Source organism: Spinactinospora alkalitolerans (assembly GCF_013408795.1).
GTDB classification, from domain to species: Bacteria; Actinomycetota; Actinomycetes; order Streptosporangiales; family Streptosporangiaceae; genus Spinactinospora; species Spinactinospora alkalitolerans.
The window spans coordinates 940,179-964,160 of record NZ_JACCCC010000001.1; the positions used below are offsets into that span (position 1 = coordinate 940,179).

At 70.2% G+C, this 23,982-nt stretch carries 24 protein-coding genes; 11 read left to right on the plus strand and 13 right to left on the minus strand.

From position 1 onward, the window contains the following. The first annotated feature begins 62 nt into the window (after window positions 1–62). Together HDA32_RS04405 and thiC are read left to right on the plus strand one after the other, a co-directional pair. A complete protein-coding gene (locus HDA32_RS04405; RefSeq protein ID WP_179641953.1) occupies window positions 63–929 on the plus strand; it encodes an SOS response-associated peptidase in 867 nt (288 codons plus the stop codon). Window positions 930–1,193: 264 nt separating this feature from the next. Beyond that, window positions 1,194–2,894, plus strand: a complete 1,701-nt coding sequence (thiC, locus tag HDA32_RS04410) for a phosphomethylpyrimidine synthase ThiC (RefSeq protein WP_179641955.1) — start codon at window positions 1,194–1,196, stop codon at window positions 2,892–2,894. A 174-nt stretch (window positions 2,895–3,068) separates the two neighbouring features. On the opposite strand, the gene HDA32_RS04415 is transcribed toward thiC, so the two are convergent. Beyond that, window positions 3,069–3,905 (minus strand): methyltransferase domain-containing protein, encoded by an 837-nt coding sequence (locus tag HDA32_RS04415; RefSeq protein WP_179646462.1) that lies wholly within the window; start codon window positions 3,903–3,905, stop codon window positions 3,069–3,071. Between the two features lie 504 nt (window positions 3,906–4,409). Here HDA32_RS04415 and HDA32_RS04420 point away from each other — a divergent pair. The 6 genes from HDA32_RS04420 (at window position 4,410) to HDA32_RS04445 (ending at window position 9,368) form a co-directional block, all read left to right on the plus strand. Further along, window positions 4,410–5,054 carry a sigma-70 family RNA polymerase sigma factor gene (locus tag HDA32_RS04420; RefSeq protein WP_179641957.1) on the plus strand — a complete coding sequence of 215 codons (645 nt, stop codon included), beginning with the start codon at window positions 4,410–4,412 and terminating at the stop codon, window positions 5,052–5,054. Then, a complete protein-coding gene (gene rsrA / locus HDA32_RS04425; RefSeq protein WP_179641959.1) occupies window positions 5,051–5,335 on the plus strand; it encodes a mycothiol system anti-sigma-R factor in 285 nt (94 codons plus the stop codon). The genes HDA32_RS04420 and rsrA overlap by 4 nt, the downstream gene beginning before the upstream one ends. 701 nt (window positions 5,336–6,036) lie before the next feature. Then, window positions 6,037–7,389 (plus strand): HD-GYP domain-containing protein, encoded by a 1,353-nt coding sequence (locus HDA32_RS04430; RefSeq protein ID WP_246334231.1) that lies wholly within the window; start codon window positions 6,037–6,039, stop codon window positions 7,387–7,389. Beyond that, on the plus strand, window positions 7,386–8,684 hold the full coding sequence (locus tag HDA32_RS04435; RefSeq protein WP_179641961.1) for an HD-GYP domain-containing protein: 1,299 nt from the start codon (window positions 7,386–7,388) through the stop codon (window positions 8,682–8,684). The genes HDA32_RS04430 and HDA32_RS04435 overlap by 4 nt, the downstream gene beginning before the upstream one ends. 71 nt (window positions 8,685–8,755) lie before the next feature. Then, complete coding sequence (locus tag HDA32_RS04440) at window positions 8,756–8,968, plus strand: biotin/lipoyl-binding carrier protein (protein ID WP_179641963.1); 213 nt, start codon at window positions 8,756–8,758, stop codon at window positions 8,966–8,968. Window positions 8,969–8,990: 22 nt separating this feature from the next. After that, window positions 8,991–9,368: a thioesterase family protein gene (locus tag HDA32_RS04445; protein ID WP_179641965.1), complete on the plus strand. Its 378-nt coding sequence runs from the start codon at window positions 8,991–8,993 to the stop codon at window positions 9,366–9,368. Between the two features lie 168 nt (window positions 9,369–9,536). On the opposite strand, the gene HDA32_RS04450 is transcribed toward HDA32_RS04445, so the two are convergent. Both HDA32_RS04450 and HDA32_RS04455 read right to left on the minus strand, forming a co-directional pair. Continuing rightward, window positions 9,537–11,198, minus strand: a complete 1,662-nt coding sequence (locus tag HDA32_RS04450) for an acetolactate synthase (RefSeq protein WP_179641967.1) — start codon at window positions 11,196–11,198, stop codon at window positions 9,537–9,539. Window positions 11,199–11,369: 171 nt separating this feature from the next. Next, a complete protein-coding gene (locus HDA32_RS04455) occupies window positions 11,370–12,110 on the minus strand; it encodes a GntR family transcriptional regulator (protein ID WP_179641969.1) in 741 nt (246 codons plus the stop codon). Window positions 12,111–12,274: 164 nt separating this feature from the next. On the opposite strand from HDA32_RS04455, the gene HDA32_RS04460 reads away from it, so the two are divergent. Continuing rightward, a complete protein-coding gene (locus HDA32_RS04460; RefSeq protein WP_179641971.1) occupies window positions 12,275–13,849 on the plus strand; it encodes a GAF domain-containing sensor histidine kinase in 1,575 nt (524 codons plus the stop codon). A gap of 193 nt (window positions 13,850–14,042) precedes the next feature. On the opposite strand, the gene HDA32_RS04465 is transcribed toward HDA32_RS04460, so the two are convergent. Together HDA32_RS04465 and HDA32_RS04470 are read right to left on the minus strand one after the other, a co-directional pair. Beyond that, window positions 14,043–14,306, minus strand: a complete 264-nt coding sequence (locus tag HDA32_RS04465) for a WhiB family transcriptional regulator (protein ID WP_179641973.1) — start codon at window positions 14,304–14,306, stop codon at window positions 14,043–14,045. Between the two features lie 342 nt (window positions 14,307–14,648). Next, window positions 14,649–15,587 carry a diacylglycerol/lipid kinase family protein gene (locus tag HDA32_RS04470; RefSeq protein ID WP_179641975.1) on the minus strand — a complete coding sequence of 313 codons (939 nt, stop codon included), beginning with the start codon at window positions 15,585–15,587 and terminating at the stop codon, window positions 14,649–14,651. 76 nt (window positions 15,588–15,663) lie between these two features. Here HDA32_RS04470 and HDA32_RS04475 point away from each other — a divergent pair, with 76 nt between their 5' ends. Beyond that, on the plus strand, window positions 15,664–16,074 hold the full coding sequence (locus HDA32_RS04475; RefSeq protein ID WP_179641977.1) for a hypothetical protein: 411 nt from the start codon (window positions 15,664–15,666) through the stop codon (window positions 16,072–16,074). Window positions 16,075–16,196: 122 nt separating this feature from the next. Here HDA32_RS04475 and HDA32_RS04480 read toward each other — a convergent pair whose 3' ends face one another. The 6 genes from HDA32_RS04480 to HDA32_RS04505 all read right to left on the minus strand — a co-directional run bounded on the left by HDA32_RS04480 (window position 16,197) and on the right by HDA32_RS04505 (window position 21,017). Then, window positions 16,197–16,955, minus strand: coding sequence for an RNA polymerase sigma factor SigF (locus HDA32_RS04480; protein ID WP_179641979.1), 759 nt, complete (start codon window positions 16,953–16,955; stop codon window positions 16,197–16,199). A 41-nt stretch (window positions 16,956–16,996) separates the two neighbouring features. Then, window positions 16,997–17,422 (minus strand): ATP-binding protein, encoded by a 426-nt coding sequence (locus HDA32_RS04485; RefSeq protein ID WP_179641982.1) that lies wholly within the window; start codon window positions 17,420–17,422, stop codon window positions 16,997–16,999. 155 nt (window positions 17,423–17,577) lie between these two features. Then, entirely contained in the window at window positions 17,578–18,063 is a 486-nt protein-coding gene (locus HDA32_RS04490) for a GNAT family N-acetyltransferase (protein WP_179641984.1), read from the minus strand. 215 nt (window positions 18,064–18,278) lie between these two features. Continuing rightward, complete coding sequence (locus HDA32_RS04495) at window positions 18,279–19,031, minus strand: amino acid ABC transporter ATP-binding protein (protein ID WP_179646464.1); 753 nt, start codon at window positions 19,029–19,031, stop codon at window positions 18,279–18,281. A gap of 66 nt (window positions 19,032–19,097) precedes the next feature. After that, on the minus strand, window positions 19,098–20,057 hold the full coding sequence (locus HDA32_RS04500) for an amino acid ABC transporter permease (RefSeq protein ID WP_179641986.1): 960 nt from the start codon (window positions 20,055–20,057) through the stop codon (window positions 19,098–19,100). Window positions 20,058–20,075: 18 nt separating this feature from the next. Then, the gene (locus tag HDA32_RS04505) at window positions 20,076–21,017 is read right to left on the minus strand and encodes an ABC transporter substrate-binding protein (protein ID WP_376766933.1); all 942 of its coding nucleotides are present in this window, start codon (window positions 21,015–21,017) and stop codon (window positions 20,076–20,078) included. A gap of 351 nt (window positions 21,018–21,368) precedes the next feature. On the opposite strand from HDA32_RS04505, the gene HDA32_RS04510 reads away from it, so the two are divergent. Further along, a complete protein-coding gene (locus tag HDA32_RS04510) occupies window positions 21,369–22,580 on the plus strand; it encodes an NAD(P)-dependent malic enzyme (protein WP_179641988.1) in 1,212 nt (403 codons plus the stop codon). Between the two features lie 186 nt (window positions 22,581–22,766). Here the strand turns inward: HDA32_RS04510 and HDA32_RS04515 are convergent, their stop codons facing one another. Both HDA32_RS04515 and HDA32_RS04520 read right to left on the minus strand, forming a co-directional pair. After that, window positions 22,767–22,967: a DUF397 domain-containing protein gene (locus tag HDA32_RS04515; protein ID WP_179641990.1), complete on the minus strand. Its 201-nt coding sequence runs from the start codon at window positions 22,965–22,967 to the stop codon at window positions 22,767–22,769. A gap of 15 nt (window positions 22,968–22,982) precedes the next feature. Beyond that, window positions 22,983–23,936, minus strand: a complete 954-nt coding sequence (locus tag HDA32_RS04520; RefSeq protein ID WP_376766934.1) for a helix-turn-helix domain-containing protein — start codon at window positions 23,934–23,936, stop codon at window positions 22,983–22,985. Window positions 23,937–23,982 lie beyond the last annotated feature (46 nt).

Genomic DNA, 23,982 nt, shown 5'->3' on the forward strand with positions numbered 1-23,982 from the left:
GAATCCATGCCGGCGCCCCACGATTCGAAAAGGCGTCAGTGGCCCCCTTTAAGCTGATTGACATGTGTGGTCGCTACGCGCAGGGACGCAATCGGCACGAGCTGCAGCTCGCGTTCGACTTCCCGGAGCTCGACGAGTCCGCGGGGGGCGGGGGCGGTCAGCGGTCCTGGCCGCCGCTGGAGGAGCTGGGACCCGACTACAACGTCTCGCCCGGCAAGTTCGTCTACGCGGTGCTCGGCCCGCCGCCCGGCGGGGCCGGCGCGGACGGGCCGGCCGGACCGCAGCACCTGAGCACCCTGCGCTGGGGCCTCGTGCCGTCCTGGGCCAAGGACCCCAACGTCGGCTACAAGATGATCAACGCGCGCAGCGAGACGGTCGCGGAGAAGCCGGCCTACCGGGCCGCCTTCGCCCGCCGCCGCTGCCTGCTCCCGGCCGACGCCTACTACGAGTGGCAGCTCCTGCCCGAGCAGGCCCCCGGCACCGCCGAGGCCGGGACGTCGCCGACCACCGACCCCGGGCACAAGGCCCGCAAGTCCAGGGCCCGCAAACGCCCGTTCGCCGTGCGCTACGCCGATGACCGCCCGCTGGCACTGGCCGGCCTGTTCGAACGCTGGCGCGACCCCGAGCGCCCCGAGGAGGACCCGGACGCCTGGCTGTGGAGCTGCGCGGTCATCACCACCGAGGCCGCCCCGCGGTTGAGCCACATCCACGAGCGCATGCCGGTCGTCGTGCCCCCGTCGCACTGGGGCACCTGGCTCGACCCGGCGGCCGACCTCACCGACCTCCGGTTCGTCATGGACGCCACGCCCGTCACCGAGTTCGACGTCTACGAGGTCGACACCGCCGTCAACAGCATCCGCAACAACGGCCCCGAGCTGCTGAACCCCAAGGGCGAGGCCCCGGAGCCCGAGGCGGGGACGCTGTTTTGAGACCCGGACGGCTACCCCGGGACCGCGGAGCGCAACCCCGACCGGGGGCGATCGTCCGGAACCGGCCCCGGCTATGGTGGGCCGCGCCATGCGGAACCTAGTCTCCTTGTGGCGGACGCCAGACGCACCGTGACGACGGTGCACACATCTGAAAACCGCGGGAGCTCGCGCCATGGCGGGCTGAGAGGGCGGCTGGATCCCCGAGGGACCGGCGCCGCCGACCGCAGAACCTGTTCGGGTAATTCCGACGTAGGGAGGCGTGCCATGACGGCGCTCGACGACCACAGTGCCCGACCCGGTGTGACCACCGGTCCCATCATGGGATCGAGCAAGGTCCACACCGAGGTACGGGACCCCGCCTCAGGACACGTGCTGCGGGTCCCGCAGCGGCGGGTCGGTCTCACCGACGGCACCCACATCGACCTGTACGACACCTCCGGCCCCTACACCGACCCCTCCGCGACCGTCGACCCGCACTCGGGCCTGCCCGGGCTGCGGGAGGAGTGGATCGCGCAGCGGGAGCGGAACGGCCGGCGGCAACCGGGGACCGGGGGCGCGCCGGCCGCCGGTCCGACCCAGTCGGCCTGCGCGAAGGCCGGCGTCATCACCCCGGAGATGCGCTTCGTCGCCGCCCGCGAGGGAGTGGACCCGGAGTTCGTCCGCGACGAGGTCGCCGTCGGCCGCGCGGTGATCCCGGCCAACCGGCGGCACCCGGAGTCCGAGCCGATGATCATCGGCAAGAACTTCCTGGTCAAGGTGAACGCCAACATCGGCAACTCCGCGGTCACCTCCTCCGTGGCCGAGGAGGTGGAGAAGCTGGTGTGGGCCACCCGCTGGGGCGCCGACACCGTGATGGACCTGTCCACCGGCAAGCGCATCCACGAGACCCGCGAACGGATCCTGCGCAACTCCCCGGTGCCCATCGGCACCGTGCCCGTCTACCAGGCGCTGGAGAAGGTCGACGGCGACCCGGCCGAGCTGTCCTGGGAGGTCTACCGCGACACCGTGATCGAGCAGGCCGAGCAGGGCGTCGACTACATGACGGTGCACGCGGGCGTGCTGCTGCGCTACGTGCCGCTGACCGCCCGGCGGGTCACCGGCATCGTCTCGCGCGGCGGCTCGATCATGGCGGCCTGGTGCCTGGCCCACCACCGGGAGAGCTTCCTCTACACCCACTTCGAGGAGCTCTGCGAGATCCTGCGGGCCTACGACATCACCTTCTCGCTGGGCGACGGACTGCGACCGGGCGCCATCGCCGACGCCAACGACGAGGCGCAGTTCGCCGAGCTGCGCACGCTGGGCGAGCTCACCCACGTCGCACGCTCGTACGACGTCCAGGTGATGGTCGAGGGGCCGGGGCACGTGCCCCTGCACAAGATCGCCGAGAACGTGCGGCTGGAGGAGGAGCTGTGCGGAGAGGCCCCGTTCTACACCCTGGGGCCGCTGGCCACCGACATCGCGCCCGGCTACGACCACATCACCTCGGCCATCGGCGCGGCGCAGATCGCCTGGCACGGCACGGCGATGCTGTGCTACGTCACCCCGAAGGAGCACCTGGGCCTGCCCAACCGCGACGACGTCAAGACCGGCGTGATCACCTACAAGCTCGCCGCGCACTCGGCCGACCTGGCCAAGGGCCATCCCAGGGCCCAGGAGTGGGATGACGCGCTGTCGCACGCGCGCTTCGGCTTCCGCTGGCAGGACCAGTTCCACCTCGCCCTGGACCCGGAGACGGCGCAGGCCTACCACGACGAGACGCTGCCGGCGGAGCCGGCCAAGACCGCGCACTTCTGCTCGATGTGCGGCCCGAAGTTCTGCTCGATGAAGATCACCCAGGACGTCCGCAGGTTCGCCGAGGAGAACGGCCTGTCCACGGTCGAGGCCATCGACCAGGGCATGCGGGAGAAGTCGGAGGAGTTCGCGGACCGGGGCGGCCGGGTCTACCTGCCGTTGGCAAAGGACTGACGGCCCGGCGCCGCGCGCCTGACTGATGTTCGACGGTCGGGTTCGCACAAGGGGGCGGCTGCCGCAGTGCGCGCGGCGTCGGCGGGCGGCACGGCGGGGCCGGACTCGAAAAGCCCCGCCTCGCCCCGAGAACGCTGGTCAAAGCCCGCTGAGTCCCGGTCGGCCGACCGGGACTCAGGCCGGCTTGACCGCGCTGGCCAGCAGGTGCACGCCCACGTAGTCATCGGAGTCGGCCGCCTTGAGCTCCATCTCGACCAGGCGGCCCAGGGCGTGCTGGTCGCTGCCCATCACCATCTCCACGGTGGAGGCCGACAGCACCGTCCGGGGCTTCACCCACTCCAGTTCCAGGCCGGCCTCGGTCAGCAGCTCGGCGAGCTGCTCGGCGGTGAAGCACCGGGTGATGGCACCGTCGGGCCAGGGGACGAGCAGCACGTCGGCGTTCGAGGCGTAGCTCAGCTCGGGCCAGCAGTCCTGCTCGGCGAGCAGGGCCATGCCCAGCACGACGGAGTCGACGCACAGCAGGGTCCGCCCGCCCGGCCGCAGCACCCTGGCGATCTCGGCCAGCGACGCCTCGGTGACCAGGTGCTGGGAGAGCACCCGGTTGTCGGCGATCACGCCCTCGAACACCCCGGTGGCGAAGCTCGACAGGAAGGTGGAGTCGCCGACCACCGAGCGCAGTCGGCCCGGCGGGCGGCGCGGCGGCGCCGGCACGGGCGCGTGCCCGTTGACGAGGTTCAGGGTGCGCCGGGGCGCCAGGTCGACGGAGGGCAGCAGCGTCACGACGTCGTGGCCGGCCGCGACCGCGCGCGGCGCGCCGCGGAAGTCGGGCCCGGAGAGGTCGAGGATGCGCCCGGGCTCACGGGGGAGCCAGCGGGCGAGCTGCGCTCCGGCGACGGCCCAGTAGAACTGCCAGTAGGCCGAGAGCGAATCGGTGGTGGCGAAGTGGGCCGCCGTCGAACGGGGCGGCGGCAACTCCGCCGCGGAGTCGGCCGATGACCGGGGCGCCGACAGACGTGCCGCAGAACTGGAGGACGGTCGCACGCACGCTCCTCTCCCCACACACCTTTGCCGGGATTTCTACCCGCACTCTTCCATGCTGCACCTCTTTCGGTGCGGCCGATTGCAGCGACGGCCGATGCGGCGGGACCGGCGCGGGTCCGCCGCACCCGCGGAAGGGCTGCGGCACCGGCCCTGCGCGCGGCGCCGGCGGCCCCGGGCGCAGATGCCGCGGGCCGGTTCCATCATGCCAGGAATCACCCGGCGGGGACCGTTGTTGGCACCGACATCACCTCATGACCGAAGGCTCTCGGGTGGCCCGCGGGGAGAACGGGACGCCGGGGGAGCCGGCCGAATGACGAGAGCAAAGGCAGGTCGATGCCGGCTTCAACAGGCTGCTTGCTGGACGGGCCCCCGAGGGGCGCCACGTCGGGTTTCGGTGTGCGCCGCAAGTCCTCCGCATCGTATGGTGTGGCTACGGTTGCCCCACGGGAGACCAGCACAAGGAGGCCGGCGGGCTTGAGTCAGGGCCAGGAAACAATCGACGAGCGGGGTGCTCGGTTCGAACGGGACGTCATGCCGTTCCTGGACCAGCTGTACTCGGCCGCGTTGCGCATGACCCGCAACCCGGCCGACGCCGAGGACCTCGTCCAGGAAACGTTCGCGAAGGCGTTCGGTTCGTTCCACCAGTTCAAGGAGGGAACGAACCTCAAGGCGTGGCTTTACCGAATCCTTACGAACACCTTCATCAACTCCTATCGGAAGAAGCAGCGGGAGCCCAAGCAGGCGGGCACCGAGGACGTCGAGGACTGGCAGTTGGCCCAGGCTGCCTCGCACTCCTCCAGCGGGCTGAAGTCCGCGGAGGCCGAGGCACTGGAGCACCTGCCCGACAGCGATGTCAAGCGTGCGCTGCAGGAGCTGCCCGAAGACTTCCGCATCGCGGTGTACCTCGCCGACGTGGAGGGCTTCGCCTACAAGGAAGTGGCCGAGATCATGGAGACGCCGATCGGCACCGTGATGTCTCGACTGCACCGCGGCAGACGCCAGCTCCGTTCCATGCTGGAGGAGTACGCGACCGAGCGTGGCTTCCTCTCGCAGGAGGCTCGTGAATCCATGGCCATGGGTGCGGCAAATGGTGGGGCAAGTCGGAAGGACCAGCGATGAGCTGCGGCAAACCGCACGCTACGCCCTGTAGCGAGGTATTGGCGAAGGTCTACGCCTACATCGACGGCGAGCTCGAAGAGGCCAACTGCGCGGACATCCGCGTGCACCTCGACGAGTGCGCTCCGTGCCTGGAGGAGTACGGCCTTGAAGAGGTGGTCAAGAAGCTGATCGCCAAGCACTGCGGCTGCGACCCCGTTCCGGGGGACCTGCGGGGCAAGGTGCTGACTCGGTTGGAGGCAGCCAGGGCGGACATGCAGATCCGGGAGGCCCACGCGGAGTAGGGCGCGGGCACGGCGGAGAGATCTCACGACGGTGGCGGCGACCGGGACGACCGGTCGCCGCCACCGTCGTTCGTGCTTCTCCGATGCCGTCGGGGGAGCGCGCACCGATTTCGGTCACCTGTACTCTCGCATCGCGGCGCGAGGTGGATGCGACACGCCCACGGGTGGAGGTCAATTATCGACGGGGCCTGTACCGTCGCACGGTGACCCGATATATCTTCTGGGAGAGACCCTTGGTCACGTACCGTGATCAGAGTCGGTCGGAAGAGTGAGGTGGGGTCGTGGGCGGTACCGTGAACGACGCCGTCGCGTGCGGAGTCGAAAACAAATTCGATTGCGGAGAGTTACTGGCGTGAGTACGAATGGGATTCGTATTTCCAGACTCTGAGAAAGTGTTGCCGTGTTTGTTTCTCACGGTTGGCTCACGGTTCGGGCTATCTCAATGAGCCACCTGTCCAAGACCGCTAAACTGGCCGCTATATCGGCTGTATGCGGCCATTTCGCGTGCTGTGCCTCGGGGGGTATGTCGCAGGTCACGGCACAGGGAGGGGTGGAATGCTATGGGTTCACTGCTGGGAAAGCTGGTCCTGCTACTCGTCGCCATCACTTTGTTCATGGCGTCCAGCCACTGGGTGTGGTGGTAGAGCGGGATTCTGAAAAGCGGGGCGGACGGCGGATTCGGGAGTGGAGGTAACGGTAAATTGCGTGCGCTTCCGATCGCCGCGCGGTTGTACATCGGTCTCATCGTTCTCGGTGCCGCCGCCGTCCTGGCTCTCGGCCCCTACGCCGACATCGACCCCGCCACGCTCATCTTCCTCGTGGTCCTGTTCGTGGTGGCCGAGTCCATCACGACGACACTGGTGGACAACGGCAATACCGGCATCTCCCCCAGCGCGGCGGTCTCGCTGGCCGCGGTCGTCCTGGTGGGGCCGGTCGGCGCCGCGGTGGTCGGGTTCTCCTCGTGCATCACCCTCAGGCGGCAGAACCTCGTCAAGCGCCTGTTCAACGGGGCCCAACTCGCCCTCACCAACTACGTCGCCGGCCACGTCTTCCAGTTCCTGGGCGGCGGGCAGGGCGTCCCGCAGGTCCACGACTTCCCGTGGATCGTCCTGCCGTTCGCCATCGCGCTCCTCTGCCACACCCTGGTCAACGTCGCGCTCATCACCGTCCTGATGTGGTGCCTGGGCATCGTGCGGATCCAGCGGCCGCGCAAGGTCCGCTGGCGGCCGCTGGCGACCCTGGAGCTCTCGTCGATCGGCTACAACATGCTCGGCCTGTGCATCGCCGCGATCTGGAGCGCCATCGGGCCGTTCGCGGTGCTGCTCGTGCTGCTGCCGCTGTTCATCGCCCGCTGGGCCTTCGACCAGTACATCTCCGAACAGCGCGCGCACGACGCCACCCTCGCCACGCTCTGCCAGGCCGTGGAGACCAAGGACTACTACACCCGCGGCCACTGCATGCGGGTCTCCAGGGCCTCGGGCATGATCGCCCAGGAACTCGGCATGCACGCCGAACGGGTGCAGACCATCCGCTACGCCGGGATGCTGCACGACGTGGGCAAGCTCGGCGTCCCGACGAAGGTGCTGCAGAAGTCCGGCGGGCTCACCGAGGAGGAGTTCGCGGCCATCCAGCTCCACCCGATGCGCGGGTACGAGATCGTTCGCGAGATCGGCTTCCTCGATGAGGCGCTCGCCGGTATCATGCACCACCACGAGCGGATGGACGGGCGCGGCTACCCGATGGGACTGGCGGGCCGGGAGATCCCGGAGTTCGCACGCATCATCTGCGTCGCCGACGCCTTCGACTGCATGACGTCCACGCGCTCCTACCGCAAGGCCAGGTCCACGGAGGAGGCGATCGCCGAACTGCGCCGCCACGCCGGTCCGCAGTTCGACCCGAAAATGGTCGATGCGCTGATCAGCGCGGTGAACCGGGACGGGTGGCAGGCTCCCGACGCCGTCGAGCCCCCCGATGACGACATCGCCGAAGTGGCCCAGCAGGACCACGACGACCCCAGCGTGCCCCTGCGGGTCGCCGGGGAGAGCGAACGATGACGATCCACGGCACGCCGCCGGCCACGCGCAGAGAAGGCGGGCGGACGCGGCACCGCGTCGATCCGACGCGGCTGCTGCTGATCGCCGTGGCCGCGGGCGGCGCCGCGGCCTCCCTGCTGTGGACGCTGGTCACCGGCTTCACCGATGCGCAGGCCGCGCTGGCCTTCGGCGTCCTGGTCGCCCTTGGCGAGCTCGCCCGCATCGCTCTGCCCGGCCAACGCGAGGCCGCGCCGATCGCCTCGGCCGGCGCGATCGGCTACACGTTCCTGCTGACCACCGGCGCCGATGCGGCCCACCACTCGGCCTGGCAGGTCATCGCGGTCGTCGCGCTCGGCCTCGCCCTGGGCGAGCTGCCGCACATCGCCGTCGGCCGCCCGCCCCGCTGGGGCGACCTCGCCCGCCGGCTGCTCATCATCGAGATCATCGCCCTGGCGTTCCGGCCCTTCACCGACCTGCTGACCACTCCTTCGCCGCACTGGTGGCTGGGGCTGTGCGTGATGGCGGCACTGGTCATGGCCGCCTGGCTGGTCGACTCGAGCATCGCGGCCGCCATCAGGGCCGAGCGGCTGCGCACCAGGATCGGCGTGGCGTTCCGCGACGAGCTGCGCGCCCAGATCCCGATCGGCATGGCCATCGGTGCGTCCGGCATCCTGATCGCCCTGGCGGCCAGCGTCATGGGTCTGGCGGCCCTGCTGGTGTTCACCGCGCCGCTGCTGGTGACCCAGGTGGCGTTCCGCCGGTTCGCCGAGATCCGGCTGACCTACCTGCAGACGGTGCGGGCCCTTTCGCGGGTGACCGAGGTCGGCGGCTACGTCGAGACCGGCCACTCGCGCCGGGTCGGCCGACTGGCCCACGCGGTCGGGTGCGAACTGGGCATGCGCGAGTCCGACCTGCTGGAGCTGGAGTACGCGGCGCTGATGCACGACATCGGGCAGCTTTCGCTGCGCGACCCGATCCCCAGCGGCGCCACGGTGCTCGCGCCGCCGAGCGAGCAGCGCCGCATCGCCGAGCTGGGATCGGCGGTGATCCGCGAGACCGGTGTCCTCGACAGCGTCGCCGAGCTGGTGCGCCGGCAGTGCGAGCCGCACGCGGGCGGCGGCGACGGTCCGCCGCCCCTGGGCAGCCGCATCATCAAGGTCGCCAACGCGTTCGACGACCTCGTGGGGGAGTCCAAGGACCGGGACCGCATCGAGGCCGTCCTGCAGCGCCTGCGGATGGACACCGAGTCGGAGTACGACGCCGATGTGGTGGAGGCCCTGGCGCGGGTGCTGAACCGCCCCGCGTCGCACTGGTAGGGCTACTTACCGGTACTCCCATAGGATCGGCAGGTCAGGGAAGACCCAACCGGTACGAAAAGGGACGCGAGATGGCTGAGATCCGCGCGGAGATGGTCGCGAACGTCTGGAAGGTCACCGTGGCGGAGGGCGAGCAGGTCGCCGAAGGCGACACGCTGGTCATCCTGGAGTCCATGAAGATGGAGATCCCGGTGCTGGTCGAGGACCCGGGCACCGTCATCAGCCTCAACGTCGCCGAGGGCGACGTCGTCCAGGAGGGGGACCTGCTCGTCGTCGTCGAGTAGCGCTTCCGCTACATTGCCGCTCATGGCGATCAGCGAAGGACTCCAGGGCCGGACGGAACTGCTGGTGTCGGAGGCCGACACCGCCGCGGCATTGGGCAGCGGTGACGTCCCCGTGCTGGGCACGCCCAGGGTGCTGGCCCTGGCGGAGGCGGCCACCGTCGCGGCCCTCGCCGAGGAGCTGGAGGCGGGCCGCACGAGCGTCGGCACCAGCGTGTCACTGGTCCACCTGGCCCCCAGTCCGGTGGGCGCCCGGGTGGGCGCCACCGCGCTGCTGTGCGAGGTCGACGGCAGGCGCCTGGTCTTCGACGTCACCGTGGTCCAGGAGGGCAGGACCGTGGCGCGCGGGACCGTCGAGCGGGTCGTGGTGGACCGTGGGCGCTTCCTGGCCAACGCCGGCTGAGTTCCGGTGCGGGGCCGACGTCCCGGCCCCGCCGCCTCACTGACTGATGTTCGACGGTCGGGTTCGCACAGGGGGCCGGCTGTCGCAGTGCGCGCAGCGCCGGCGGCACAGCAGCTCCGAGCCCTGGGAATCCCGCTTCGCCCCGCGAACGCGGCAGTCGGAGTCCGATCAGACCCCCATCGTCTTGCGGGGGTAGACGTTGTCCGGATCGGTCGCGATGTTGACCAGGTAGGGCACGCCCGAGTCGAACGCGCGGCGCAGGGCCGGACCGATCTCCTCCGGGCGGGTCACGAGTTCGCCGCCGCCGCCCAGCGCCCGCACGACCTCGTCGTAGCGGGTCTGCGGCGTCAGCTCGGTGATCACGTCGTAGCCGTAGATCATCTGCATCGGGGCCTTCTCCAGGCCCCAGATGCCGTTGTTGCCGCACACCATCACCACCGGCAGCCGGTGCCGGACGAGGGTGTCGACGTCCATCAGCGAGAAGCCCGCGGCTCCGTCTCCCAGCAGCGTCACGACCTGGGAGGAGGGCCGGGCGAGGCGGGCGGCGATGGAGTAGCCCATGCCGGTGCCCAGGCAGCCGAACGGGCCGGGGTCCAGCCAGTTGCCGGGCAGCTTCGGCTCGATGTACTTGCCGGCGTAGGAGACGAAGTCGCCCCCGTCGCCGATGATCACGGCGTCGTCGTCCAGGACGCGGTTGAGCTCGCCGTAGATCCTGGCCGGGTGGATCGGGGCGGCGTCGCTGGCGAGCGCCTCGCGGTCGGAACCGGTCGCGGCGGCCGCGGTCTCGGCGAGCTGGACCCGCCACTGCTCGACCTCGGCGTCGGGCTTGACCGCGTCACCGAGGCCGCGCAGCACCGCCGACAGGTCGCCCGACACCGCTCCGGCGAGGTTGAGGTGCGTGGCGATCTGGCCGGGGGAGTCGGTGACGTGCACGACCTTCGCCGGCGGCGCGCCGTCCCTGCCGCCGAACAGGCCGTGGTTGAGGCGGAAGTCCAGCGGCGTGCCGACGACGACCACGAGGTCGGCGCTGCCCAGCGCCAGGCCCCGGGCGCGGGTCGCCAGCAGCGGGTGCCCGGCCGGGAGCACGCCCCGCCCCTGGCCGTTGGTGATGACCGGGACGCCCAGCTCCTCGGCGACCTGCCGGGCCACCTGCTCGGCGCCGTCCATCCACACGTCGGAGCCGAGCAGCAGCACCGGGCGCTTGGCCTCGCTCAGCAGCCGGGCGATCCCGGCGAGCGCGTCGGTGTCGGGGGAGCGGTCGGCGGCCGGCGCGTCACCGGCCAGTTCGACCTCGCTCTCGCCGTAGAGGTGGTCCATCGGGACGTCGACGAACACCGGTCCCCGGTGCGCTGCGTTGGCGAGGCCGAACGCCTCGTCGACGGCCGGACCGATCCGGTCGGCCCCGTGCACCGTCCAGGCGCGCTTGGTGATCGGCGCGAGCAGCGGCGGCTGGTCCAGTTCCTGCAGCAGGCCCTGCCCCCACCGGTTGTCCGGGGCGCGGCCGCCCAGGACGACCAGCGGCGAACCGTTGAAGTGCGCGGTGGCGACGCCGCTGACCCCGTTGGTGACGCCGGGGCCGGCGGTCAGCACCGCCCAGCCGGCGCGCCGGGTGAGCTTGCCGATGCCCTCGGCGCCGAACACGGCGGTCTGCTCGTGCCGGACGTCGAGCAGGCGCATCGTCGGCTCGGGCCGGACCGCGGCGTCGTAGAGCGGGAACACGTGCCCGCCGGACAATGTGAACATCGTGTCCGCGCCGTGGTGGCGGGCGATCCGCACGGCGTGCGAGCCGCCGTGGCCGGAGAGGCGGCCCGTGAACGGGGACGTGCTCATGTCTTTGGTCACACTCCTTGTCAACCGTGCCGACCGCGGGGCGGCACGGGCCGCCGCCCGGCCCGATGCGGTTCGGCACGCCATAACTTACCAGTCGGTAATGTGAGGGGGTGAGGTGCCCCACACTCCGGCAAGGCCGAGGTGCGGGGCACGGCTCGCGCACCGGCGCCGTCACTCCTTCGGCGGGCGCAGCCGTGTGACGAATTTGTACCGGTCCCCCCGGTAGAGCGAGCGCACCCACTCCACCGGGTGGCCGTCGGCGTCGAAACTGTGCTGGCAGTGCAGCACCAGCGGCAGGCCGACGTCGACCCCCAGCAGGCGCGCCTCATTGGGGGTGGCGAGCACCGTCTCGATCGTCGCCTCGGCTTCGGCCAGCCGCACGTCGTAGGCGCTGGCCAGCGCCTCGTACAGCGAGGCGTAGCGGTCCAGCTGGCGGCGCAGACCGGGGAACCTGCGGGCGGCCAGGTGCGCGGTCTCCACCGCCATCGGCTCGCCGTTGGCCAGCCGCAGCCGCTCGATCCGCAGCACCCGGCCGCCCGAGCGGATCGCCAGCAGTTCGGCCAGGCTGTCGTCGGCGTTGACGTAGCTCACGTCCAGGATCCGCGTCGCGGGGTGCAGCCCGTGCGAGCGCATCTCCTGGGTGTAGCTGGTCAACTGCAGCACCTGCGCCACCTTGGGCTTGGCCACGAAGGTGCCCTTGCCCTGGATGCGCAGCAGCCGCCCCTCCACGACCATCTCGGTCAGCGCCTGGCGCACCGTCGTCCGCGAGGTCCCGAACTGGGTGGCGAGCGCGCGCTCAGGAGGTACCGGGTTACCGGCCGGCATCGCCTCGATGAGTTCCAAAAGTTGCTTTTTGACCTGGTAGTACTTAGGAACTCGGGGGCCGTCCTCGAGCGTTCGCTGACCCGTCACGTCGGTTTCCTCCACCGCTTCCCACCCGTTCAGCATTTGCCGCATCCTCGCAGTACCCGGTGGTCGCTTCCCACCTTGGTGTCCACATCGGCCACAACTGGTATGGACCACTTGTCCAAACACGCGTTCCTCGAGTATGCCCTTACCCGTGGGATGATTTGTGAGTGCCTCACCTCACCGATCTGATCAGAAGGTATACGGCGCTCAAGACGGCCGACCTGGAGTGGCTGCACTCACTCGTCTCCGACTGGCAGCTGCTCGCCGATCTCTCCTTCGCCGACCTGGTCCTGTGGGTCCGCCTGCGCGACGACAGCGGCTGGGTCGGGGTCTCCCAGATGCGCCCCACCACGGGCCCGACCGCGTTCCAGGACGACCTCGTCGAGACGTTCCTGCGCGGCGGCACCGCGGACTCCGCCGACGACTCCGAGGACCGCCCCGAGGGCGTGAGCGCCCAGACCTCCGCCAGGCGCGCGCTGATCGACCGGGCCTGGACGGAGGGCCGGATCTGCCGCGAGGGCGATCCCGACTGGTCCGGGGGCGTTCCGGTGCGCGAGGAGACGATCCCGGTCCGCCGCGACGGCCACCTGATCGGGGTGATCCAGCGCAGCACCAACCTCAGCTCCGCCCGCACGCCCAGCCGGCTGGAGCTCACCTACCTGCAGAGCGCCAGCGACCTCGCGCAGATGATCGCCGAGGGGGAGTTCCCGTTCAGCGACCAGGGACCGCTCATGGTGCGTTCGCCCCGGGTCGGCGACGGCCTGCTCCGCCTGGACCAGGAGGGCAGGGTCGTCTACGCCAGCCCCAACGCGCTGTCGGCGTACCGGAGGCTGGGCCTGACCGCCGACCTCGTCGGCGCCGAGCTGGCCCGCACGACGCTGGAGCTCTCGACCGACGCCGACGCCCGCGACGAGTCCCTGACCTGGACCGCGGGCGGCCGGGTGCCGCAGGAGGCCGAGGTCGAGGCGCTCGGTTCCACGATCCAGCTGCGCTCGATCCCGCTGGTCGTCGGCGGGGTGCGCATCGGTGCGCTGGTCATGGTGCGCGACGTCACCGAACTGCGTCGCCGCGAGCGCGAGCTCATGACCAAGGACGCGACGATCCGTGAGATCCACCACCGCGTGAAGAACAACCTGCAGACGGTGGCCGCGCTGCTGCGGCTGCAGGCGCGCAGGCTGCGGATCCCCGAGGGCCGCGCCGCGCTGGACGAGGCGGTCCGGCGCGTCGGCTCCATCGCGATCGTGCACGAGATGCTCTCCCACACCCCCGACGAGATCGTCGACTTCGACGACATCGCCGACCGCGTGATCGAGATGGCCGCGGAGGTCTCCTCCACCGGGGCCGCCGTGGTCCCGCGGCGGATCGGGCACTTCGGACTGCTGTCCGCGCTGGTGGCCACCCCGCTGTCGATGGTGCTCGCCGAGCTGGTGCAGAACGCGGTGGAGCACGGCCTGCACTACGGTCCGGGCAGCATCGAGGTGGCCGTGCACCGGACCGATCCGAGCCCGCTCCCCGGCGCCGAGGGCGCGGGCAGCCGGCTGCTGATCGAGGTGACCGACGACGGCGGCGGGCTGCCGGCCGACTTCGACATCGAGGGCACCACCAGCCTGGGGCTGCAGATCGTGCGGACCCTCATCGTCGGGGAGCTCGGGGGACGGCTGGAGATCAGGCCGCAGGAGGGGGACGGGACGAAGGTCTCGATCGACCTGCCGGTGGAGCGCGACATCCAGCCCTACGCCTGAACCGGCCCCGGGCATCGAGGGTCTTTCACCTCAGCTCCAGGCCGGAGCTCCGCGGTGACGGGGCAATCCCTTGATGGGCCTTCGGCCACGCGAGAGGATCGCCCACCCGCACGTCACCCTCATCCTGGGGCGGGCCCCGAAACCCCATGGCCGGGGTTGCAGCCCAAGCTCAAGATCGTCGAAGAATCCGCTGCTAGACCGCGGTCCGCAGCCGGGTGGCCGGGCGCAGGTTCCGGCGGCGCTTCAGCGCGCGGCGCTCGTCCTCGCTCATCCCGCCCCAGACGCCGCCGTCCTGGCCGCTCTCCAGCGCCCACTGCAGGCAGGAGCTCACCACCGGACAGCGCCGGCATACCTCTTTGGCTTCTTCGATCTGGATCAGTGCCGGTCCGAAGTTCCCGATGGGGAAGAAGAGCTCGGGGTCTTCGTCACGGCAGGCAGCGTGGTGGCGCCAGTCCATGCGGGTCCACTCCTCACAGTGAGGCGATCTGGGGCGTTCGCTTTGTGAACGAATTCACTAATGAAGACGCTGTTTCGGGGCCACGTCATCGTTGGTCCCCGAGTCGCTTACGCGCCCGAGTAACGGGGTCGGTCCCGGACTCCCCGAGTGGCCCGCGGAGCGCGGATCCTGCTGTGTCGCGGCCACTGACCTCGGAATAGTCCGTTAATTCGCCCGTAACGTGCGGCGATACTTTGAGCGTCGCAGGGTTGTCGGGCACATGCAAGGGATCCGGTGGTCTATCCTGGCGGACGGGGTGTCGTGTGTGTCACAGCCGGTCGCATTCGGTGCTACGCTCGACCGTTACCCAACTATTCGTAATGCCTTCGGAATCGAACGGAAATCGACCCGTTTCCGGTGTCCGAGGTACTCCCCGTCGATCTGGAACGCGCGCGGACTCCGCGAGCGGACGGTGAACGCCGTCTGGTCGTGCCAGCTCACGTACCCGCGCCCCTCCGGCGGCACGCCCCGCTGCGACACCATCTGCCGGAGCAGATTGGCCGTCGTCACCGTGTTCAGCCGGGTCATCGCGAAGGCGTCCAGCCCGAGCCGGAACCGGGAGCGGGGCGTGGGCTGCACCGGGACCGAGCCGGCGTAGGTCCACGGCGTGGTGTTGGTGACCAGCGCGAAGTACAGGTCGGTGACCGGATCGCGGCCCGGGACCTGCACGGTCAGCGACGGATCGCGCAGGCCGTTGCCCTTGAGGAACATCCGCAGGGCGATCCCCGCGTACAGGCCGGGGGAGGCGCGGCGGCCGTGCCGGCGCTGCCGCTCGACCTCCTGCACGACGTCGGCGTCCCAGCCGAACCCGGCGCAGAAGGTGAAGTAGCGGCCGTCCTCCGGGTCGTCGATCTGCCCCAGGCCGACGGTGCGGTAGGCCCCCGTCCGCAGGCCCTCCAGCACCGCCCCGGTGGCCTCGATGGGATCGGCCGGCAGGCCGAGGGCGCGGATGAAGACGTTGGCGCTGCCTCCGGGCAGGGCGGCGTAGGCGGGCCGGGGGAGGTCGGCCGGCGCGCCGAGCAGGCCGTTGACGACCTCGTTGACCGTGCCGTCGCCGCCGAGGCTGACGACCAGCTCGTAGCCCTCCTCGGCCGCCTGCCGGGCCAGCTCCTTGGCGTGGTCGCGGTACTCGGTGTGCGCGACGTCGAGGTCGATGTCGCTGGCGACGGCCCGCACGATGACGTCCCTCGCGCGGGAGGTCGTGGTCGTGGCCTGGGGATTGACGATGAACAGCGCGCGCACGCGCACATTGTAGTGACCGCCGGCCGATCGGCGCGGGGCCGGATCACCGCCGCGACCCGGCCGGATACAGTGGAACGTGTCCCGACGCCCGTTGACCATCACCCTCGCCGCGGCGCTGGAGGCCCTGCTCGGCCTCGCACTCGCGGCCGGAGGGCTGTTCATCCTCTTCAGCGCCCTGTTCGGCCGGACCGCCGACGCCGATTTCCCGCTGCCCCTGGCGATCCTCGGACTGGGGGCGGCCGCGGCCCTCGGCTACGTGGCCTGGGGGCTGTACACGCTGCACGACTGGGCGCGCACGCCGGTCGTGCTCACCCAGGTCTTCGCGCTGGTGGTCGCCTACTACATGTGGACCAGCCAGCAGTACGCCCTCAGCATCGGGCTCGGCGCGATCGCGCTCGCCGCCCTGGCCCTGACCCTGGCCCCGCCCACGACGGCGACGCTCTTTCCCGACGAGACCGGATCCGCACCGCGCTCCAAGGGGAACTGACCCGTCGATGCGGCCGGCGGGCCGCGCGGGCCGCGGCCCTCCCCGCCGAAGACGACGGGTCCCGGAGTCCGCCGCGGACTCCGGGACCCGGCCGCCTGCGGACCGCTGGAGGTCCGGACGGATCAGTCGTCGGTGGTCAGCGCCTGGCGCAGCTGGGCGAGCGTGCGGGCCAGGAGGCGGGAGACGTGCATCTGGGAGATGCCGAGCTCCGTGGCGATCTGCGACTGGGTCATGTTGCCGAAGAACCGCAGCAGCAGGATGCGCTTCTCCCTGGGCGGCAACTGCTCCAGCAGGGGCTTGAGGGACTCGCGGTACTCCACGCCCTCCAGGGAGTCGTCGACGATGCCGAGGGAGTCCGCCACCGCGGGCGCGTCCTCGTCACCGCTGTCCGGTGCGTCCAGGGACACCGTGGAGTAGGCGTTCGCCGACTCCAGGCCCTCCAGCACCTCCTCCTCGGTCATGCCGAGGTGCTCGGCGAGCTCGTGCACGGTCGGCGCGCGGCCCTCCCGCTGGGAGAGGTCGCTCACCGCCTTGGTCAGCGAGAGCTTGAGCTCCTGCAGCCGGCGCGGCACCCGCACCGCCCAGCCCTTGTCGCGGAAGTGCCGCTTGATCTCACCGACGATCGTCGGCGTGGCGTAGGTGGAGAACTCCACGCCCCGCTCCAGGTCGAACCGGTCGATCGACTTGATCAGGCCGATGGTCGCGACCTGGGTGAGGTCGTCGAGCCATTCGCCGCGGTTGCGGAAGCGCCGCGCGAGGTACTCCACGAGGGGCAGGTGCAGTTCCACGAGTTCGTCGCGGATCCGCTGCCGCTCCGGCGAATCCGCGGGAAGCTCGCTCAGGCGCTCGAACAACTGTCGCGCACGGGCCCGGTCCGGCACTGCGTGCTCCGTTTTCGCCGTCAGAGCGGGCCCCCTCTCACTCACGCCGACTCCACCACGTCGCGGCGCTTGTGCAGCATGATGGTCACACGGTCGTCGGGGCCGACGTTGGCGTCGACCTCGCCGGCCAGGGCCGAGAGCACGGTCCACGCGAAGGTGTCACGGGCGGGCAGCCGGCCGTCGGCGGTCAGTACCGAGACGGCGATGCGCATCCCGTCCCCGGTGAGTTCGAACTCGGTCGTGAGATCGGTGCCGGGCAGGGCCTGCGAGAGCAGCATCGCGCAGGCTTCGTCGACCCCGATGCGCAGGTCCTCGATCTCGTCGAGGGTGAAGTCGAGCCGGGCCGCCAGGCCTGCCGTGGCCGTGCGCAGGACGGACAGGTAGGCGCTCTCCGCCGGCATCCGGACGGTCACAACGTCCCGTACACCCATAGCGCCCGCTGTCGGCACCGCGGTTTCTTCGGTCACGTCCCTCCTTCGGGAAGCGAGATTGCCGCTTGAAAGCAATCTATCTTGTTTCCCCCCGCCCCCGGTGCACGCGCCGGGGCATCGTGTTCCCCGATCACTCCCCGATGACCTCAGACGATCCGGTGTGCGGGCCGTGCCGACCGCGCATCGGCGCGTCAGCGGCCCCCGAGCCTGGTGAGATCGTCACCGGTGAGGCGGAACACGGTCCACTCGTCCATCGGCGCCGCGCCCAGCGACCGGTAGAAGTCGATGGAGGGCGTGTTCCAGTTCAACACCGACCACTCCAGGCGCCGGTATCCCCGCTCGACGCAGAGACGGGCGAGCTCGGCCAGCAGCGCCTTGCCGTAGCCGTGGCCGCGCAGTTCGGGCCGGACGTAGAGGTCCTCCAGGTAGATCCCGTGCGTGCCGGTCCAGGTGGAGAAGTTGCGGAACCACAGGGCGAAGCCCGCGGCGGTGGTGTCCCCGTCGGCCCCGATGTGCTCGGCGATGTGCGCGAAGGCCGCCGGATGCTCGCCGAACAGCGCCTCGGCGAAGTCGGCCTCGGTCGCCACGGCCGACTCCGGCTCCTTCTCGTACTCCGCGAGGTCGCGGACCAGCCGGTGGATCGTGGGGACGTCCTCGGGGCGGGCGGGGCGGATCACGGTTCCTCGCAAACGGGGTGGGGGTTCGTCGGTCCCGACCTTATCGGCCGCGGCCGGGTGGACCTGGAACCGGCGAGAACCGGGACCGCCGGGACCGCCGGGGCGCGCGACCTTCCGTACCGCCGGCGCCGGCGCGCTGACGGCGGCCTTCCCAGGTCATGCGGTGGCGAGCGGGAGGACTGCGGTCACACCTCCGATTCCCGTCAGCAGCACATCTAGAGCACCTTGGACAGAAACGCCTGCGTGCGCTCGTGCTGCGGGTTGGACAGCACCTCCCGGGGCTCCCCGCTCTCGACGACGACGCCCTCGTCCATGAACACCAGGGAGTTGCCGACCTCCCGGGCGAAGCCCATCTCGTGGGTCACCACGAGCATGGTCATCCCGTCGCGGGCGAGGTCCTTCATCACGTCCAGCACCTCGCCCACGAGTTCGGGGTCGAGCGCGCTGGTGGGCTCGTCGAAGAGCATCAGCGAGGGCCGCATCGCCAGCGCCCTGGCGATCGCGACGCGCTGCTGCTGGCCGCCGGAGAGCTGGTCGGGGTAGCCGCCGGCCTTCTCGGCCAGCCCGACCCGCTCCAGCAGCTCCAGCGCCTGCTGCCGGGCCTCGGGCTTGGGCTCGCGCTTGACCTGGACCGGCGCCTCCATCACGTTGGCCAGCACCGACATGTGCGGGAACAGGTTGAAGCGCTGGAACACCATGCCGATGTCGCGGCGCTGCGCGGCCACCTCCGACTCGCGCAGCTCGTACAGCTTGGCGCCCTTCTGGCGGTAGCCCATGAGGTGGCCGTTGACCCACAGCCGGCCGGCGTTGATCTTCTCCAGGTGGTTCACGCAGCGCAGGAACGTCGACTTCCCCGAACCCGACGGGCCCACCACGCACATGACCTCGCCCCGGCGCACCTCCAGGTCGATGCCCCGCAGGACCTCCAGCCGGCCGAAGCTCTTGTGGATGTTCTCGGCCACCACCATGCGGTCGTCCTCGACGGGACCGCTCTCAGCGGCGCCGTTCGCCTCGGTCACTTGACACGCCTTCTCTCACTTGGGCTGCAGCACATTCAGGCCCGCCTGCGTCTTCCGGTCCCCCTTGGTGAACGTCCGCTCGAGGAAGTACTGGCCGATCATGAACAGACTGGTGATGGCGAGGTACCACAGGCAGGCGGCGACCAGCATCGGAAACAACTGGAACGTGCGCGCGCCGATCGCGCTGAGCTGGAAGAACAGCTCACTCGTCACGGGCACGAACGCCACCAGCGCGGTGTCCTTGAGCATGGCCACGGTCTCGTTGCCCGTCGGCGGCACGATCACCCGCAGCGCCTGCGGCAGCGTGATGCGCCGGAGCACCTTCGAGCGGTTCATCCCCAGCGCCTGGGCCGCCTCGGTCTGGCCCTTGTCGACCGACTGCAGGCCGGCCCGGACGATCTCGGCCATGTAGGCGCCCTCGGACAGCGCCAGCGCGAGCAGGCCGGCCATGAAGCCGCTGAGGAAGGTGCGTGCGTCCACGCTGAAGATCCTGGCGTCGCCGTCGAGCCCGAGCAGCGGCATCCAGTAGTTGTCGAAGGGCAGGCCGAATTCGATCTGGGCGTAGAGGATGCCGAGGTTGCCGAAGAGGACGGCCAGCACCAGGCGGGGAACGGCCCGGAAGAACCAGGTGTAGAGCCAGGCCACGGAGGACAGGACCGGGTTCGTCGACAGCCGCATCACGGCGACGGCGATGCCCAGGACGATGCCGATCAGCATCGACAGGACGGTGAGGATCAGCGTGGTGCGCACGCCGATCAGCACCGGCGGGAGGAACATGTTGTCCAGCATGAACCCCCACTGGAACGCGTCGTTCGTCACGAGCATGTGCACGAACATCGCGGCCAGCACCAGGATGACGGCTGCGGCCACCCACCGGCCGGGGTAGCGGACCGGGACGGCCCTGATCGGTTCGGGCGGGGACTGCCCCGGCGGCCGGGGATCCGGCTGCCGGGGGGAGTCTGGGGAAGCGGTCACGGTCGAATACTCTCCGGCCTACTCTTCGCCCGGCGCCGAGACGTCGGGGTTGATCTCGGGCTGCTCGATGGCGCCCTGCTCCAGCCCCCACTCGGCGAGGATCTCGCCGTAAGTGCCGTCGTCGATGATGGCCTGGTAGCCGGCCGCGACCGCCTCGGCCAGCTCGGTGTCGTCCTTGTTCACGACGGCGCCGTAGGGCGCAGCCTCGTACTGCTCGCCCAGCGTCTCGAGCTGGCCGCCGGTCTGCTCGACGGCGTAGACGGCCACCGGCAGGTCGGCGAGCCCCGCGTCGTTCTTGCCCGACACGATCGACTCGGTGGCCTGGTCCTGGCCCTCGAACTGCTCGATGACGATCTCGTCCTCGCCGTCCTCGACGCACTGCTCGCTGCGCGCCTGGATGTCGGGGACCTGGACGGTGTTGGCCTGCACCGCGATGCGCCTGCCGCAGGCGTTGTCGGGGTCGACCCCCGCGGTGCTCCCGGCCTGGGTGAACCACTGGGTGCCCACGTTGAAGTAGCTCACCATGTTCGCCTGCTCCAGGCGCTCGTCGTTGATGGTGAACGAGGAGATGCCCAGGTCGTATCGGCCGGAGTCGACGCCGGTGATGATGTTGCCGAACGGGGCGGGCTGCCACTCGGTCTCCAGGCCGAGCTTTCCGGCGACCGCGTCGAACAGCTCCACGTCGAAGCCGATGACGGTCTGGCCGTCGGTGTCGAGGAACTCGGCGGGGGCGTAGCTCGCGTCCACGCCGATGCGGACCGAACCGGCGTCGCTGATCTCCTGCGGGACCATCGCGGCGAGCTCGGGATCGGCCTCGACGGTCGGGGGCGCGTCGGCCTCCCCGCCCTCGCCCCCGCCGCAGGCCGCCAGGGCCAGGACGGACGCGATCGACACAACGCCGATGAGCGGTCGGCGGCCCAGGGCTGCCGACACGGTGGGGCGGCGCCAGAAGTCCGTCACGTCAGTCTCCTTCTCCAGGGTGTGGATCGGCTGGTGGAACGGGTCCGCCGACCATGGCACACGGCTGTTGGCGCGTCACGCCGATGAGCATGATGCACGCGGGCGCTCCATCGTGCCGGAACCGGTATGTGCCTGCGGTCACCGTTGTGAGATGATTGGATAACGGGTCACCCCCGTAACACCGACGGCGTGAGCTTGTACGAGCCCTGCGGAGACTTCACCGCCGCCATCCGGTCATGGCCGATCGGAGGTGGACAGGAGGCCTTGCCTCTGGACTCCCTAGCAACCAGTGTCCCCGCGCGCCGTCCCGGCAATCACAGGCCGTCCCCGTCATGGCCGACGCGGACGAGCATGACCACCGAGGGGTTTTCGAAGTTGTCCACGCATTCCCGGCATTCCCACTCCAACCTTGACGAGGACCCGGCGTTCGCCCTGCACAGGGGCGGAAAGCTGCACGTCCAATCGTCGGTGGAGGTCAACGACCACGAGGACCTGGCCCTCGCCTACACGCCCGGTGTGGCGCGCGTGTGCAGCGCCATCGCCGATTCGCCCGGACTCGTCGACACCTACACCTGGAAGAGCCAGGTCGTCGCGGTCGTCACCGACGGATCGGCGGTTCTGGGGCTGGGCGACATCGGCCCCGAGGCCTCCCTGCCCGTGATGGAGGGGAAGTCGCTCCTCTTCAAGCAGTTCGGTGGCGTCGACTCCGTCCCGATCGCGCTGTCGTGCGACGGCGTCGACGACATCGTCGAGACCGTGGTCCGGATGTCGCCGTCCTTCGGCGGGATCAACCTGGAGGACATCTCCGCGCCGCGCTGCTTCGAGATCGAGAAGAGGCTGCGCGAGCGGCTCGACATCCCGGTCTTCCACGACGACCAGCACGGCACCGCGATCGTGGCGCTCGCCGCGCTGCGCAACGCCGCCCGCGTCACCGGCCGCGAGCTCGGCGACCTGCGCGCCGTCGTCTCCGGTGCCGGCGCCTCGGGCCTCGCGGTCACCCGGATGCTGATCAACGGAGGTGTCGGCGACATCGCCGTGGCCGACAGCAAGGGCCTCATCTACGCGGACAGGGAGGGGCTCAACCCCGCCAAGGCCGAGATCGCGGCCATCAGCAACAAGGCGGGCCTGCAGGGATCCATCGAGACCGCGCTGGCAGGGGCCGACGTGTTCATCGGCCTGTCCGCCGGCGAGGTGCCCGAGTCGGTCGTGGCGACGATGGCCCCCAACGCCATCATCTGCGCGATGGCCAACCCCAACCCCGAGGTCCACCCCGACGTCGCCAACAGGTACGCCGCGGTCGTGGCGACCGGACGCAGCGACTTCCCCAACCAGATCAACAACGTTCTGGCGTTCCCCGGCGTCTTCCGCGGCGCGCTGGACGCGCGGGCCACCGACATCACCGAGAACATGAAGCTCGCCGCGGCCGACGCGCTGGCCGATCTCGTGGGTGACGACCTGGCGCCCGACTACATCATCCCCAGCTCCTTCGACGGGCGGGTCGTCCCCGCCGTCTCCGCTGCGGTCGCCGAGCAGGCGCGCAAGGACGGCGTCGCCCGAGCGTAGCCGGACGGTTATCCAGGGTAACCAATCCGGAGCGGGGTTCTCCCGCTCCGGATTGGTTCGTGTCGGCGGTTGTTCCGCGGCTTCCTCCACGCGGGCCCGTCCTACCCGGGGATGGCGGCCTGCGGTGGCCGCCGCGTCGGCGGATCGTGTCGCACGACGCTGTGGGGTCGGCCGCCGATGCGGCGGCTAAAGCTCATCGTGCGTGGTGGCCTCGACGAAGGCCCGCCACGCGGCGGGGGAGAAACTCAACATGACGCCTTCGGGGGCCTTGGAGTCGCGGACGGCGACGACCTCGGCCCCGTCCGCTACCTCGACGCAGTTGCCCCCTCCCGTCCCGCTGTAGGAGCTCGTGCGCCATAGAGCACCTTCCGATTCAAACGCGGCCATGCCGCGCCCCCTTCCCTAATCATCTTCATCGACTTCCCTCCTCGACCGCAGTTGCCGTTCCAGCTCGGTCAAGAGTCCCCGCGTCTCCGCGGGGTGCAGCGCGGCGGTACGCAGGTGCTCGAAGGCCACCGTGTAGAACCGCACCTCCTTCGCCTTCTCGATGTAGAGGCTGCTGGTCAGGTTCTCCAGGTGAACCAGCTTTGGTGCATATATGTCCGATTCGGTGAACTCGAGGATGTCGAATGCACCGTTGAGTCCGGAATGCGCGCCTCGATCGAAAGGCAAGACCTGCAGCGTTATGTGCGACTTCTGCCCCTGTTCGGCCAGGTGGCGGAGCTGCTCGGCCATGACCTCCGGGCCGCCGACGGGGCGGTGGAGCACGGCCTCGTCCAGGACCACCCACACGTCCGGCGGGTTCTCGTGCGAAAGGATCCCCTGGCGGCGGATCCGGAGCTCGGCGCGGCGGTCGATCTCGCTCGGATCCACGGGGGAGGGGTGCGCCTCGAGGAGCGCACGGGCGTAGGCCTCGGTCTGGAGCAGGCCGGGGACGACCTGGGCCTGGTAGAAGCGGAGCGTGCTCGCCTCCGGCTCCAGGCCGAGGTAGACCTCGAAGCGTTCGGGCATGACGTCGCCGTAGACGTGCCACCACCCCCTGCGGCGGGACTCCCTGGCCAGCATGACGAGGGTCTGGCGCATCCCCGGATCGGTGACCTCGTAGAGTTCCAGCAGGTCGCGTACGTCGTCGGAGTTGCTCGCCACCTGCCCGCGCTCGATGCGGGAGAGTTTGCTTCCGGACCAGGACATACGCTCAGCCGCCTCTTCTCCGGTCATTCCGGCTTTTTCTCGCAGACGTCGCAATTCGATGCCAAGTCGACGTCGGCGAACGGTCGGGTTATAGCCAGCGGCCACCGGGAGCCTCCTTTGTCCGGGGGGAGAGGCTACTTCAGGAACGGGAGAAGGGTACTTCACGGCGGCCGTGCGGAAGCCACCGTCCAGAATTCTGCGGGAATTCCTG